The organism is Echinicola rosea, assembly GCF_005281475.1.
In the GTDB taxonomy this organism is placed as follows: domain Bacteria; phylum Bacteroidota; class Bacteroidia; order Cytophagales; family Cyclobacteriaceae; genus Echinicola; species Echinicola rosea.
The window spans coordinates 4294333-4308427 of record NZ_CP040106.1; the positions used below are offsets into that span (position 1 = coordinate 4294333).

13 protein-coding genes and 1 tRNA gene are annotated in these 14095 nt (G+C 43.1%); 11 read left to right on the forward strand and 3 right to left on the reverse strand.

Features of this window, described 5'->3' with window-relative positions; translation table 11 throughout:
- The first annotated feature begins 45 nt into the window (after positions 1 to 45).
- The 3 genes from FDP09_RS16775 to FDP09_RS16785 all read left to right on the forward strand — a co-directional run bounded on the left by FDP09_RS16775 (position 46) and on the right by FDP09_RS16785 (position 1195).
- Positions 46 to 399, forward strand: coding sequence for a hypothetical protein (locus FDP09_RS16775; RefSeq protein ID WP_137403768.1), 354 nt, complete (start codon positions 46 to 48; stop codon positions 397 to 399).
- A 287-nt stretch (positions 400 to 686) separates the two neighbouring features.
- Positions 687 to 935: a DUF7218 family protein gene (locus tag FDP09_RS16780; protein ID WP_137405074.1), complete on the forward strand. Its 249-nt coding sequence runs from the start codon at positions 687 to 689 to the stop codon at positions 933 to 935.
- A 53-nt stretch (positions 936 to 988) separates the two neighbouring features.
- The gene (locus FDP09_RS16785; RefSeq protein ID WP_137403769.1) at positions 989 to 1195 is read left to right on the forward strand and encodes a CsbD family protein; all 207 of its coding nucleotides are present in this window, start codon (positions 989 to 991) and stop codon (positions 1193 to 1195) included.
- Positions 1196 to 1274: 79 nt separating this feature from the next.
- Here FDP09_RS16785 and FDP09_RS16790 read toward each other — a convergent pair whose 3' ends face one another.
- On the reverse strand, positions 1275 to 3095 hold the full coding sequence (locus FDP09_RS16790; RefSeq protein ID WP_137403770.1) for a hypothetical protein: 1821 nt from the start codon (positions 3093 to 3095) through the stop codon (positions 1275 to 1277).
- Between the two features lie 528 nt (positions 3096 to 3623).
- On the opposite strand from FDP09_RS16790, the gene mnmA reads away from it, so the two are divergent.
- From mnmA to FDP09_RS16815, 5 genes are all read left to right on the forward strand, one after another.
- Positions 3624 to 4835, forward strand: a complete 1212-nt coding sequence (gene mnmA, locus FDP09_RS16795) for a tRNA 2-thiouridine(34) synthase MnmA (RefSeq protein ID WP_137403771.1) — start codon at positions 3624 to 3626, stop codon at positions 4833 to 4835.
- Positions 4836 to 4954: 119 nt separating this feature from the next.
- The gene (locus tag FDP09_RS16800; RefSeq protein WP_137403772.1) at positions 4955 to 5473 is read left to right on the forward strand and encodes a DUF2911 domain-containing protein; all 519 of its coding nucleotides are present in this window, start codon (positions 4955 to 4957) and stop codon (positions 5471 to 5473) included.
- 153 nt (positions 5474 to 5626) lie between these two features.
- Positions 5627 to 8113: an ATP-dependent helicase HrpB gene (gene hrpB / locus FDP09_RS16805; RefSeq protein ID WP_137403773.1), complete on the forward strand. Its 2487-nt coding sequence runs from the start codon at positions 5627 to 5629 to the stop codon at positions 8111 to 8113.
- A gap of 206 nt (positions 8114 to 8319) precedes the next feature.
- Positions 8320 to 8550: a cold-shock protein gene (locus FDP09_RS16810; RefSeq protein WP_137403774.1), complete on the forward strand. Its 231-nt coding sequence runs from the start codon at positions 8320 to 8322 to the stop codon at positions 8548 to 8550.
- Positions 8551 to 9411: 861 nt separating this feature from the next.
- Positions 9412 to 10179 (forward strand): NIPSNAP family protein, encoded by a 768-nt coding sequence (locus FDP09_RS16815; protein WP_137403775.1) that lies wholly within the window; start codon positions 9412 to 9414, stop codon positions 10177 to 10179.
- Between the two features lie 32 nt (positions 10180 to 10211).
- Here FDP09_RS16815 and FDP09_RS16820 read toward each other — a convergent pair whose 3' ends face one another.
- Positions 10212 to 10802, reverse strand: coding sequence for a hypothetical protein (locus FDP09_RS16820; protein WP_137403776.1), 591 nt, complete (start codon positions 10800 to 10802; stop codon positions 10212 to 10214).
- A 112-nt stretch (positions 10803 to 10914) separates the two neighbouring features.
- Positions 10915 to 11439: a HEAT repeat domain-containing protein gene (locus tag FDP09_RS16825; protein WP_137403777.1), complete on the reverse strand. Its 525-nt coding sequence runs from the start codon at positions 11437 to 11439 to the stop codon at positions 10915 to 10917.
- Between the two features lie 78 nt (positions 11440 to 11517).
- Here FDP09_RS16825 and FDP09_RS16830 point away from each other — a divergent pair, with 78 nt between their 5' ends.
- The 3 genes from FDP09_RS16830 (at position 11518) to FDP09_RS16840 (ending at position 14060) form a co-directional block, all read left to right on the forward strand.
- Positions 11518 to 12216, forward strand: a complete 699-nt coding sequence (locus FDP09_RS16830; protein ID WP_137403778.1) for a hypothetical protein — start codon at positions 11518 to 11520, stop codon at positions 12214 to 12216.
- A 143-nt stretch (positions 12217 to 12359) separates the two neighbouring features.
- Positions 12360 to 13796 carry an OmpP1/FadL family transporter gene (locus FDP09_RS16835; RefSeq protein ID WP_137403779.1) on the forward strand — a complete coding sequence of 479 codons (1437 nt, stop codon included), beginning with the start codon at positions 12360 to 12362 and terminating at the stop codon, positions 13794 to 13796.
- 191 nt (positions 13797 to 13987) lie between these two features.
- A tRNA-Thr gene (locus FDP09_RS16840) sits at positions 13988 to 14060 on the forward strand.
- The last annotated feature ends 35 nt before the right edge of the window (positions 14061 to 14095 follow it).

Here is a 14095-nt window from a genome sequence, read left to right on the forward strand (position 1 = left end):
AAACCCGTCCCTCTGCGTAATGCAAACAAAACCTCTTCATTAAAAATGCAATACACCTGGAATTTCAAACTCTCCCAAGCTACTTCAAACGATTTATCGAGTAGATTTAACGAAATGATCTCCGTACAGCAAAAGGAGATGGGCATTTTCCTGTCTTACTACACGAAAGCGGATGGAGCTGTGGCCGAAAATGTGACACTAGAAAAAGTAATCGAATCAACCTCTAATACCTCTGGGAAGCTGATCCTAGGGTTTCATAAAATATTTTATAACGCTTGTCTAAACATCCACGAAACCGAAAAAGAACAAATGACCGTGAACTATAATTTGGATCAGGATACTGCGACCGTGAAATTATTGGGGCCATTGATCGAAGAAAGAGGCATGGACGAAATATGATGATAACATCTATCTGCAGCCGAAATTAAGGATGATAATGAAGATATGTAGCCATCAAATTATGCAAACACACCACATATTGGCTTGATGCTAAATCACCACGGCAGATACCACATAACAAAAAGCTGACGCCTATGTTATGCCCTGCTACACCATTCAATTGGAATAGATCCTTTTATGAAAATCCCTATAACCAAAAAAAGTATATTTTTAAGATTTTTTAATAATTAAATGATTAACTGGTACGCTGTTTGCATTTTTCATTAGTGAACCAACTGATAAAAGTCATGGGCAAAGACCACGGTCCAAATATTAAAAATGACGAACAATACGAAGCCCTGAGAGACCAGGGAATGAGTAAAAGTAAAGCTGCCAGGATAGCCAATACACCAGACGCTGGCAAAAAAGGGGGCAGATCAAGGCCCTACGAAGAATGGACCAAAGATGACCTGTATGAACAGGCCAAAAAAGTGAATATCCAAGGTCGAAGCAAAATGGATAAAAAACAATTGATCAAAGCACTTAGAACCGATTGATCATAACAAGGAACAATTTAAACGATTATATTTTAACCTAAACCAATATAGAAATGGCTAACGACTTGAAATTAAAAGGAAATTGGAACGAACTGAAAGGTAAATTAAAAGCCAAATATGGCGAACTTACTGAGGACGATCTAATGTATGCAGAAGGTCAGGAAGACCAACTTCTCGGTAAACTCCAAAAGAAAACTGGGGAATCCGTAGAGGATCTAAAGAAATTCCTGTTTGCCGAGGACGAAAATAAAAATCAATAACATTTTCTAGCGTTATTTGAGCTAGGATAAAAGTAAGGTGACGTCAGTGATAACGTCACCTTTTTTCTATATATATATATCAAGAAAATGACACCGAGGCAAAGTAGCCCTTTGCTTCCTCAAGGGCCTCTTGCATCCTGGTCCGCTCACCATCTGTCATATTCTTAATCTGACTGAGCCACTGTTGATAATAACCAATCCCAAGTTCAAGGTTAACTTTCGATTTTTTTAATGTGGATGCCTTTTTATGCTCAAAATGTTCCTGCAATTTCTTCCATTCCTTTTTGAAATGATCCACGGTCAGCTGAAGCTCTTTGATAAAAACTTGTGGTCGCTGGGGAGTTAATTGAATTGCTACTTTTCCATAAATATGGTCCACCATCTCTTTTAACGAATAGACGCCTTTGAAATAAGCTAAGTTTGGTCCCGGACAAATGGTCACTGCACTGAGGTTTCTGTCTGGCTTTCCACCGTTGGCCAAAATAGCCGGTGCACTCAGCCCTTCACACAAGCAGTCTTTTTCCAACAGCTCTTGCTTTGCTTCCTTATAGCCTTTTTCACCTTTTTGCTCTTCCAAAGCTTTCAATTTGAGAAATTGGTATTGACGGGATGAGGTACAAATGGGTTTTTCTGTAAACTCGGTATTAAAAGACAATACTTTTTTGTAACAAGGACTGCCTGGCCGCCCCTTTTCGATCCGTGCCTTCCGCTGAACTTCCCCGCTACTGGTCCGGAGGTTATTAAAGGGAACTCCTAAAGGAGAAGCATGACTCAGAAAAAAATCCGCTGCTTTAGCTTCTATCAATCGGGTCATGGTTTCTTGATCTACTGAGGTAGCCTCCGGCACCAGCAGAAAGGGGCTCCCCCAGCCTACTGCATCCACTCCATAGTTTTCCATTAGCAGCTGGTGCTCCTCATGGTTACCGACCCCACCTTGGGCGGTAACCCTGAATCGGATGTGTTCGTCTAGCGGCAGTTTCCCTTTTCCCTGCAGGGCCTTTTGGCATATTGCCATTAATTCCCCATTCAGGACATCTCTTTTTTCCCTGAACTCCTCCAGTATCGGCCCCATCAACAACCCATCCGTGGCAAAAGCATGGCCGCCACAGTTCAGGCCTGACTCTACCCTGAATTCCTCTACCCATATGCCCTTTTTGGCCAAAAACTTCCCTTGTACCTGCGCTGATCTGAAATCACTTACTTTAAGGATCACACCTTTGACCGGAATACCGGCTTCCATTGGAAAAAAATCCTCAAATTCCTCCAGATAACCATATAATGATGGGTTCATCCCAGCAGAAAAAACCACCGACGAACTCAATGTGCTATTTGCAAAACCTCTAAGTGCCGCCAAACCATCTGAAAACTCCCGTGCCAATTCCTGCCCGTCCTCATCGTAATTTCTTTTATCCACTTTCGTCATGATGTTGACGTGGATTTTACCGGGGACCACCACCTTCTTTAGCCTTTCCCTAAGCTCCGGTTTGATGCTGCAATTGGCAGCCTGCATTACCCTGTACAGTTTACTTTTAGGATGATTTTCTGGAAGCATTTCAAAGTACCGGTTGATCTCAGCATCCGGATCATCGAAGGAAGTGGAGCGGAGCAGTTCCACCTGCCTATCCACAAGTTTTTTCAATAAATCCAAATAAGCCGTAATGCGTTTTGCCCTGGCATCTTGGTCTTTTTCCCGAATCGGAATGTAAGGAACACCGTTTTTCCGACAATAGAGTTTTCTCATAGATTCAATTAAGTGATCCTCCATGATAGAAACGACGCTGTCTATGCCATACTTGGCTACTTTTAGCGGCGTATCAATGGTGAAACCCAGCCCCATAACGGGAATATGAAAAGAATGTGGTGATGGTTGTGAAGAAGAAACTTTGGTGTGGTTATTCATATTGTTGACAAATTAGCGATCAACAAAATTAGGTTTTATACCAATCAAATATCCCTACAATACTCACTTGGGAAAATGATAAAAATCATAAAAAATTGACACCGGAAACTTCACCTTAGGTATGTTGCCATGTAGGATGCCGGTGGTCCCGGCAATTGCCAAATGCGACCTACGCAAAGGCCGAATGACCTCCGCATCTTCAGTGCAGTAAACCTCACCTCACTAATACAGTATATTTTCTTAACTAGAAGATACAAAACAGCCTTCGACGCTATAATGAATGCTATCGGCACAGGTACAGCTGTATTATTCGATGACGAGCCTCGCTTGAAAAAAGTAAACAACCTTGTGTCGTTATTTATCCGTCCACTTTGCCTTAACTTATGGAATTTGCCTAAATTTGGAAAACAAGAGGAACTTAATCCCTTACAACTAGGGTTTAAGGAATCATAAGCGTTTTTTTTCCAATCAGGAAATACGCATTTACAACACCTCATGGGCCTTGACCCCATGAAAACGTAAAACATAATGAGCACAAAAAAAAGAGTAGTTGTCGGCCTTTCAGGAGGCGTGGACAGTTCTGTAGCCGCTTACCTTTTGCAAGAGCAAGGCTACGAAGTCATCGGCATGTTTATGAAAAACTGGCACGATGAATCCGTCACCATTTCAAACGAATGTCCATGGATGGAAGACAGTACGGACGCCATGCTGGTAGCAGAAAAACTCGGCATTCCGTTTCAGGCCATTGACCTGAGTGAGGAATACAGGGAGCGGATCGTTGATTATATGTTTGCTGAATATAAGGCCGGCCGTACCCCAAATCCCGACGTGCTCTGCAATAGGGAAATCAAATTCGACATCTTCCTGAAAGCGGCCCAAAAGCTGAAAGCTGATTTTGTGGCCACTGGTCATTATTGCCAAAAAGGAGAAACCCAAGTGGATGGAAAAACCGTGTACCAACTGCTCGCCGGTGCTGACAACAATAAAGACCAGAGCTATTTCCTATGCCAGCTTAGTCAAGATCAATTGGCAAAGGCACTTTTTCCCATCGGTCATTTGCAAAAATCGGCGGTTCGAAAACTTGCCAAAGAGCAAGACCTGATTACTGCTGACAAAAAAGACAGCCAAGGGCTTTGCTTTATTGGGAAAGTAAGGTTGCCTGATTTTTTGCAACAGCAACTCAAACCCAAAAAGGGTGATATTATCATTATTCCAGAAGATTTGGCCATCTACCAAAATCAACGAATCCCTGCCGGTATGGAAGCCAGTGATCTCGATCAGGAAACGCTGGATCAGCTATGCCTTCCAGTCAAACATCAAGCCGGTCAAGGCAAAAAAGTAGCAGAACATAATGGTGCCCACTACTTCACTGTAGGACAGCGGAAAGGTCTAAATGTCGGTGGTACGGGAAAGCCTTTGTTTGTTATAGAAACCAACACAGCGCAAAATATCATCTATACCGGATTAGGGGAAGAACATCCCGGACTCCTCCGAAATGGGCTTTTTGTGCCCGCAAATGATGTTCATTGGATCAGGGAAGACCTAAGATTGACCCCGGGTCAATCGATGAAATACCTGGCTAGAATCCGATACAGACAACCCTTAAGTGGAGCCACCCTGATCATGAAGGAAAAGGGGCTCTATGTACTGTTTGACAATCCTCAAAAAGGAATCGCCGCAGGACAGTTTGTGGCATGGTATGATGGTGAAGAGAGCATTGGTTCGGGCGTGATTGCTTAAGGAATTTAAGGAAGTTGGTAATGAGCTATTCGTACGTAAAAATTCTCCAACAAATCTCCCTACCAACAGTTCTATTTCCATGGCTTTTAAGTATATTCAAGAATAAAATTTAAACAACCATGAAAAAACCTACTATCGCACGATGCAGTTTTTTGCTCGTTTTCGCACTCTTGTTGAGTGCAGGCGCATTTGCTCAAGATGAAAAACCCAAAAGCCCTCCAGCGACAGCCACTGGAGAAGTCAACGGGGCAAACATCACCATTAAATACCATGCCCCAAGCGTAAGAGGAAGGGCAATATGGGGTGATTTGGTACCTTTTGGCGAAGTATGGAGAGCAGGTGCCAACGATGCCACTACCTTCGAAACCGACAAAGATATCAAGATCGAGGGAAAGCCATTGCCTGCTGGTAAATACAGCTTCTTCATCATCGCTGGGCAAACCGAATCGGTATTTATTTTCAATAGTGTCGCCAAACAATGGGGGGCATATGATTATGATGAATCCAAGGATGTCCTTCGTGTGACAGTACCATCCCAAGAAACCTCTACCATGGAGGAACAGCTAGTTTATGAAGTAGTGGAAGATGGTTTTGAAGTCCGTTGGGAATACGGAAAAGGTAAAGCGCACATCGAATAACCCTGTTCAGAAGAACCCATCTATATAGAAAAGACTGTTTCGGACGTTTCCTTCCTTTTACCAATCAAAGGAAAGTACGTTATAGAAACAGTCTTTTACTTTTAGGCCAGGTTGAATAAACCGTCGCTGCAACTTACCTTTGGGGGATAAATAATGTATCAAGTGCCGTTCGATCCTTCTACAACCAACTTACCTGTCGTAGAAATCATTCCACAGGTAAAACAGCAATTAGCACACAACAATACCCTTATTCTCCATGCTCCTCCAGGAGCGGGGAAGAGCACGCTCATTCCATTGGTCCTAAAAGACGAACCTTGGCTTCAGTGTAAAAAAATCCTTATGCTCGAACCGCGAAGGCTGGCTGCCAAATCCATCGCCACCAGAATGGCCAGCTTACTGAAAGAGCCCGTCGGACTAAATGTAGGATACCGCATTCGCTTCGAAAACAAAGCCACCAAAGACACCCAAATAGAAGTCCTGACCGAAGGCATCATGACCCGCATGATCCACCATGACAATGCCCTGGAAGATGTGGGTTTGGTGATTTTTGACGAATTCCATGAACGAAACATTCACGCTGATGTGGCTATGGCCCTCTGCAGGGAAGTTCAGCAAATCCTTAGGCCAGATCTAAAAATCATGGTCATGTCGGCTACATTGGATATGCCACAGCTTTCGGCACTGCTTCAAGCTCCTATCGTAGAAAGTCTTGGTCGCCAATACCCAGTGGAGATCATCCATACCCAAGACGCCGATCTATGGACCCTACCGGAGCAAATGGCGCAAACGATAAAAACCGCCTTAAAGGAAAAAGAAGGAGACATTTTGGCTTTTCTGCCTGGCCAACGAGAAATATTAAAAACTCAGGAATTGATACAGCGGATGTTACCGGGCATCAATGTATTTCCATTGTACGGCCAACTCAGCCCCCAAAAGCAACAACAAGCCATTCTGCCTCATCCTGAGAAAAAACGTAAAGTGGTCCTTGCCACTTCTATCGCTGAAACAAGCCTGACGATCGAAGGCACTAGCATCGTGATTGATGCAGGCTTTAGCCGAATCTCGCGATTTGACCCAAAGTCAGGTCTATCCAGGCTGGAAACGGTGAAAATATCCAAGGATGCTGCTGATCAGCGGGCAGGAAGGGCGGGCAGACTCGGACCCGGCACATGTTACAGGCTATGGACAAAAGCAACCGATGACCGTCTTTTACCCTTCCGTATTCCAGAAATCATGGAAGCTGACTTGGCTGCTCTTTGCCTGGATTTGGTCCAATGGGGAATTAAGGACATCCCAAATATGACGTGGCTTACTCCACCGCCTGCAGGAGCACTGTCCCAAGCGCAGGAATTGCTCCAACAGCTAGGTGCCATCGTGGACAAAAAACTCACTTCCCATGGCCAAATACTGCGTAATTTGCCCTGTCATCCCCGTATTGCCCACATGTTGGTCAAAGCACAAGAGGATGGAAACCTGGCATTGGCGACGGATATAGCAGCGGTTTTGGAGGAAAAAGACCCTCTTCCACAGAACACAGGAACGGACATCAACCTAAGATTGGAAACATTACGCAGACACAGAGGTTCCAACAAACAAGGACGTGGCTTTGATCGATTAGAAAAGGTAGCCAGCAACTACAGAAGATTGTTTGATATCAGAGAGGATAATACGCCCTTTGACCCATATGAAAGCGGCCTAATCCTTACCTATGCTTATCCAGAGCGTATCGCACATGCCCGTCCAGGAAATAACGCCCAGTTTAAGATGACCAATGGCAAAATCGCCAGTATGAACCATAAAGATGACCTGGCCCATGAAGCATGGCTAAGCGTAGCCCATGTGGATGCCCGGGATGGAATGGGCAAAATCTTTATGGCCGCTCCTCTGAATCCCACCGATTTGGCTCCTCTGGTCAAGGAAGTTGAGGTCGTTGAATGGGATTTTAAAAGTGAAGAATTGGTTGCCGAAAAGCAATGGAGAGTGGGGCATATTGTGCTCCAATCCAAACCGCTATCATCGATAAATGTCAGCCAAAAAGTCCAAGCAATCGAAAGGGCCATCCGGCAGGACGGGCTCCGCTTATTGGACTTCAATGAAGCCGTGCAGCAATGGCAGAACCGGATAATGAGCCTCAGGAAGTGGCAAGCGGCTGGAGACTGGCCTGATGTATCCACCAATATCCTACTCGCCAACACCAAGTGGATCAGTCCTTACCTTGAGCAAATAACTTCAGCGGACGGGCTCAAAAAACTAGACCTTTTGAAAATCCTTCAATACAGCCTTGATCACGACTCGCAGCAGCAACTAGAGTTACTGGCACCATCACGGTTGGTAGTTCCCAGCGGATCATCTATTAAGCTACGCTACCAACCTGATGGAGAACCGCCGATCCTAGCGGTAAGGCTCCAAGAGCTTTTTGGATTATTGGAAACCCCCAACGTCAACGATGGCAAGCAAGGTGTCCTGATTCACCTACTCTCACCCGGATTTAAACCTGTTCAGGTAACATCTGATTTACATAGTTTCTGGAAAAATGCCTACTTTGAAGTCAAAAAGGAATTAAAACGACGCTATCCCAAACACTACTGGCCTGATGATCCATTTAGTGCGGAAGCCGTAAGGGGCATAAAACGAAAATAACTAAAGCGAAGTTAGTTAAACTGGGCTTTTTTAGTGACCTTTGTCCCTAAGTAAGCAAGTCTATTCACCTCCTATTTTCGTAAAAGCTATTTCCAAATTTCTACATGACTGAGTATTAAGAGATTAATTCGTTTATCTGTCTAATGATTTTGTTAAAGGTTTGAACATAGGTGTTGAAACTTGTATGTCGGAACTAACTATCATTTATGGCAAGATCTAACAATAGTTTTATTAAAAAGCAGAAAGCAGACCGGAAGGCAAAGAAGAAAAAAGAAAAGTTGGAAAACCGCCTAGAAAAAAAGAAACAAGAAAGTAGCGGTAAACTTGAAGATATGATTGCCTACGTGGATGAATTTGGAAACATATCAGATACACCACCTGAGCCACCTCAAGAGAAAGACAAGAAGAAAAATTCTGGTGCTGCATCAGCTGACTAAAAAATTTCACACCATATCAGGCCCACACACTAAGTGATCGGGCTTTTTTTATACCCTATTTTTCAACATTCTTAGATCATACGGTAAAAGCGAACAAACAATTTACAATGGGCTTCCCCCATTGCTATTAATGCTTTGCCCCTCTGGGCTTAGCTTTCGAGTGTAATCATTCAACCCGCATTCAATGCCGTTTAGTTAAGGGGATTTCCTTCTTTTCATATACCTAAAAGTCCTTTTTTTGATTGACTTTGGCTGGGGAAACCTGATCATCCTTGTGGATTTTATCCTTTTCCTTTTTTCCATTGATGAAAGTCGAGTAGGCCTGGGCACTATGCCCAAGCCTACTCGACTTTGACCTGAAGCAAAAAAGTAACAAAGGTAAAGAGATGAAAACCACCTAGGGATTTAGCTAGAAAAATAACTGCCAAGGAAAAAATATAGAACCCATATTTTCCAGATACACACTAACTAAACGACATTGAACCCGCATTATGCATTAGCCTATCTATTGCGACCTAAAACTACTTCAAAATCAATCGCTTCGCTGCTGTTTTCGATTTCACCATAACGATGCTATGATTCAATCTCCAAACAGCCTGATTTTCTTGTAGTTTCAGCTCTCATAACGATTCCTAATGCATAAAGTAGGTTCAATACAGGTCCGACATGCACTTGGTGCCTTTGGGACCTTCGCGGCATTCTTATTTATCAATGATATTTTTGAGGGATTTTTCGATAATACGCAGCTTCACCTCCTTCTATTTTTACCAGTGGTCAACAAAGAGGCTAAATTGTTTCCATCTGAACACCAATACTCCGTATCTTAGTGAGTTTCACATTAATTATTAAAACCACCCAATCATGAACAGTAAACTTACCATTATTTTCGTGCTATGCTTTTTGGCCTCCATAAAATGGGGAAATGGACAGAGCAGAGATGTTTTTGAGATCAAGATCTATCATATCAGTACCACTGCACAAGAGGCTTCAATCGATCAATTTCTAGAGGAAGCATATATTCCAGCAATGCACCAGAAAGGTATCGCGCACATTGGGGTCTATAAGCCATTGGACAGTGATAGTCTAGCCGGCAAGCGAGTGTATGTTTTCACCCCCTTTCCATCTACAGACGAGTATATGGAGATGGCCACCACATTACATTTAACCGACTTGCCCCATGCCCGTCCCTATCAAAACGCACCGCATGATGACGCCCCTTATGATCGAATCGAAACGCTCCTTTTAAAAGCCTTTAGCGGGATGCCTCACTATGAAGTTCCAAATCTCAACGGGGAAAAGAGTCAGCGGATATATGAGCTAAGAAGTTACGAAAGTCCTACAGAACAATTATTCCACAACAAAGTGGACATGTTCAACAACGGTGAGATTGCGATTTTTGATCGCTTGGGATTCAACGCGGTTTTTTATGGAGAAGTCATTGCCGGCCCCAAAATGCCTAACCTCATGTACATGACCTCCTTTGACAACATGGCCGCAGAAAAAGCCGCTTGGGAGGCATTTGGAAGTGATGAAGCTTGGATAGCCCTTAGGGATGACAAACGCTATCAAAACAACGTCTCGCACATTGATATCACCCTTCTAAAACCTACTGTATATTCTGAACTATAAACAAACCTCACCAGCCTTTTGGTCAGCTTGAATTACTCCTTGGGAGGGGTAATCATGATATGCGCCCGGTGTGTCCCTGGATCCATGATCCACGGCATGCCGGGTGCTTCTGGCTTGAGGGGAAGTCCTGTGCTTTCTTGGGTAGCGTAGGGAATATAAACCACATACCTAAAGTGGCCATTTTCCACCTCTCCATTGCTCCAGTTTACATTCTTTTCATCCGTCGAAAATACATAAAGCGTGGCACCATTATCAGGCATTTTGAGTATTCCCTCCTTCACCTCCTCTTCTCTCGTATCAAAAATCTCCCGAAAGCTTTTACCTTCTTTTTTCAACTCCCTTCCCCGCTCCATAAATGGCTCCAGTTCCTTTTGATAACAGGCTACGTTCAAGCCTTCTTTATCGGGATCATCTCCTATGCAGATCATTTCATTTACCCCTTCTCTCAAAACAGTCAGTGTGCCATCAGCTCCATAACCATACACCTTGGCTCCTTCACGAGTTTCTTCTGGTGCGGCCAAAACGGCCATTTTTATTTGAATATCTTTTGGAGGAATGATTTTTTGACCGTGAGACGCTAAAATTATTCCGAACACAAAACAACTAGTCAATAATGCTTTCATAGTGGTGTGATTTGGATGAAACATAAGATAACTATCTTTTCCGCCAATTCACAAGACATCCTTCGGATACTTCGTGCTCAGTAGTCTGCGCTTACAGAAAAAATCATATCGACTATTCGTCAAACATGTCCTTCATTTCACCCAAAATTTCTACGACCTCTTGTTTCTTTATATCAAATTCCTGGTCGTTTGCACTGTTGTTCTGAAAATGTTTCCAGTGCTTTTCCGCCTTGCGAATGACTCGTGGGGTAATATCAAATTCGGTATAGTCTAGATATTCCTTTGCCAACAGAGAAGCTTTAAAATTGCCAAAAAGATAAATACGAAGCACATCCACGAATTTGTCACTTAGGTCAAATCCTTCCAACGCCTGGACAAAATTTCCATTGCGCATCTTGTTTTGCTTATCATGGATCACTTCAAGCAGGGGATCAAGTGCCGCGTCATTATGCTCCATCGCCGCCAAACCTCTAGCGGCCAAATAGGCATTTTCCATGTCCTCCCCTTTCAGCACTTCCACTAGCTTATCAAGGACTTCCTCGCCTCCTATTTCAGCAAGCTGGTCAGCGTAGATAAATGCTTCCTCTTCTTGCTTATCACACATTTTTTGGATCAATAAGTCAATATCTTGAGCCATGTTTCTTATTTTTTCGGTACTTTGACAAAGATAATTGGTTATTCGACAAGCTTATACAGAAACAGAAATTTCCTCTCCATGAATGAAAAGTTGATCGCAGCCACAGATTGTCCCGTCCTGATCAAGCAGTTGACATCGATGGTCGATGAAGTAGTATATGATGAAGGGAAAAACACCCTGAATTTTTACCAAGAGGAAAAAAAATGCGCACAACTTAGGCTTCCCATATTTTGGAACTCTCCCGAAAAGATGTCCCAAAACCAGCCGGAAGAAACCAATTATGTCCTGCTTATTGTACGATCCGGGATAGCTGCTGTCGGCTACTTTGAAAATGGAGAGAATATAGACCACAAGGTTTTCAGGGCCTATATGGTCCGTAAGAAACAAGGAAAAAGCCAAATCAAACACCTCAAGACCAAAGGCAAATCCAGGGCAGGATCACGGGTACGATTAGCCGAAACAATGGCGTTTTTTGAAGCCATCAATACGCGACTAAAACACTATTTTGATGTATATAGAGTCGATAAAATCGGCGTAAGTTATGCCACCACATTGGTTCCCTATGTGTTTGGTTCCAAAGTGGAGACGCCTTTTACCAAGGACGATCCAAGAATTTTTAAAATTCCAAAACATGTTGCCAACCCCACTTATGAATCGCTTCTGGAAACCAATCTGTTCATGCTAAAAGCAGCTGTCAAATATGAAGATCATATCGCCTCGGCAATAACGTCAATTCATGACAATACGAACAATGATGAAGACCTCGAAGATTGGTAATAATGAATTCCGATGGATTTTGTCGCCATTATTTATAAATTGTTACAGAAACGATGCCTGTAAAAACGACATTTGTCAGGTTTGAATGATAATTTTACTGGATAAGGTTAAAATCTTTTCATACCATCCAAAACCAACGAAGCATGAAATCATTTGTCATGGCATCGCTAATCTTGAGCTTTTTTTGTCTCAAGACATTTGGCCAAAGCAATCACTATTGGACCAGAAATTATGGGAGTGAATCCATGTTGCTGAACGGCTCTGTCATTGGCGGTGTCACTGATCTGGGAGCGGTATATTACAATCCCGCCAGACTGGCCCTTACCGAAAACCCCGCCTTCATCATCAGTGCTGATGTCTATGAGTTAAACTCTTATAAAATCGAGGATGCCATTGGCAACAGAAAAGACCTGACACAATCTTCCTTTGGAGGCGCCCCTTCCCTAGCTGCTGGAACGGTGGACATGAAAGAAAACTCAAGATCAACTTTTGCCTACGCTATATTATTACGGTACAACAATGATTTTGGCTTTTCATATCGTGATGAAGTGACGAGAAATATACTGCCAAACGTCCCAGGAGATGAATTATTCGAAGGTGAACTAAACGTGACCAATAACCTAAAAGATCATTGGTTTGGCGGAAGCTGGGCCTATACACTCAAAGATAATTTCAGTATTGGAGTTTCCTTATTTGGTTCTCGTGCAGAAGCCTCTAAGGGAAATGTGTTTGACATGACCGCATTGGATGCAAATTCGGACATCAGCAAGTATGATTATAATCGTGGATATTCATTTCAGAGTTATGGCGTGCTGGCCAAGCTTGGTGCAGCCTATTCCACCGGAAAAATGGATTTGGGCATGACCATTACCACACCAAGGGCACATCTATTCGGATCAGGAACCTACAACTACAATTTGTACTTCGCCGCGCCGGATGAAAGTGGTATCGAAGACATTTATGCCAACAGCTACCAGAGTGACCTGGAAATTAACCTCAAGTCCCCCTTGTCCATTGGGCTTGGTGCCAGTTACCATATCGCAAAAAATAAGGTCATCCATTTCAGTGGGGAGTATTTTGGAAATGTGAAAAGTTATAGCATCCTGGAGGCTGCCCCCCATGAAATGCAAAGCAAGCCTGACTCAACAATCTATTTCAATCTTACGGATAGTCGCAAGAGCATAGCCAATGCAGGCCTCGGCGTGGAATGGTTTCTGAGCGAAAAAGTAAGCTTTTATGGTGGATTCAGCACCGACTTTAACGCCGCTGCAGAAAATACCGTGAGTTTTGTCACCCAAGAGCCCACGGCTACCAATATATCCTTTGATGCCAATTTTTACCATGTAGCAGGTGGGGTATTGCTGAAATTTAAAGGTGCAGAATTTACCCTTGGTGCTACCCATACCAGTGGCAAAACGGATTTTGATAAACCTATCAATTTCCCTACCGACAATGACCCTTCAATAGTGGATATTGCGAATGACGGAAGGATGCTCTGGGACCGTTGGCAATTCATCGTTTCTGTCTCTGTCCCCTTCCTCAAGGACTATGTAGATAAGCTCGAGGACAAGATATTTTAAACCGCTAGTTCTTAACAGGATAAGAAACTTTCTTCATTTTTTTCTTAAGATCGTTTGGGTTGGTAATCCTATCCATATATATTTGCACTCGCAATACGGGGAAAAGCCTCGCTATTTTTGACAAACATGGAGTAGTAAACCCATATTTTTGTACATAAAAATTGGTTTTACATATCCATTTAGAAAGAAATGCCTCCTTAGCTCAGCTGGTAGAGCAACTGACTTGTAATCAGTAGGTCGCTGGTTCGATCCCGGCAGGGGGCTCAAAAATTATGGAAAAGCCATAATTTAATGATTTA

What these genes read in the sequence shown, in the direction of transcription:
- FDP09_RS16785 (WP_137403769.1), top strand. Translation starts at nt 989, where the DNA reads ATGGCTAACGACTTGAAATTAAAAGGAAATTGGAACGAACTGAAAGGT.
- FDP09_RS16800 (WP_137403772.1), top strand. Translation starts at nt 4,955, where the DNA reads ATGAAAAAACCTACTATCGCACGATGCAGTTTTTTGCTCGTTTTCGCA.
- FDP09_RS16825 (WP_137403777.1), bottom strand. Translation starts at nt 11,439, where the DNA reads ATGGCTCAAGATATTGACTTATTGATCCAAAAAATGTGTGATAAGCAA.
- FDP09_RS16815 (WP_137403775.1), top strand. Translation starts at nt 9,412, where the DNA reads ATGAACAGTAAACTTACCATTATTTTCGTGCTATGCTTTTTGGCCTCC.
- FDP09_RS16780 (WP_137405074.1), top strand. Translation starts at nt 687, where the DNA reads ATGGGCAAAGACCACGGTCCAAATATTAAAAATGACGAACAATACGAA.
- FDP09_RS16820 (WP_137403776.1), bottom strand. Translation starts at nt 10,802, where the DNA reads ATGAAAGCATTATTGACTAGTTGTTTTGTGTTCGGAATAATTTTAGCG.
- FDP09_RS16830 (WP_137403778.1), top strand. Translation starts at nt 11,518, where the DNA reads ATGAATGAAAAGTTGATCGCAGCCACAGATTGTCCCGTCCTGATCAAG.
- FDP09_RS16775 (WP_137403768.1), top strand. Translation starts at nt 46, where the DNA reads ATGCAATACACCTGGAATTTCAAACTCTCCCAAGCTACTTCAAACGAT.
- FDP09_RS16790 (WP_137403770.1), bottom strand. Translation starts at nt 3,095, where the DNA reads ATGAATAACCACACCAAAGTTTCTTCTTCACAACCATCACCACATTCT.
- mnmA (WP_137403771.1), top strand. Translation starts at nt 3,624, where the DNA reads ATGAGCACAAAAAAAAGAGTAGTTGTCGGCCTTTCAGGAGGCGTGGAC.
- FDP09_RS16835 (WP_137403779.1), top strand. Translation starts at nt 12,360, where the DNA reads ATGAAATCATTTGTCATGGCATCGCTAATCTTGAGCTTTTTTTGTCTC.
- FDP09_RS16810 (WP_137403774.1), top strand. Translation starts at nt 8,320, where the DNA reads ATGGCAAGATCTAACAATAGTTTTATTAAAAAGCAGAAAGCAGACCGG.
- hrpB (WP_137403773.1), top strand. Translation starts at nt 5,627, where the DNA reads ATGTATCAAGTGCCGTTCGATCCTTCTACAACCAACTTACCTGTCGTA.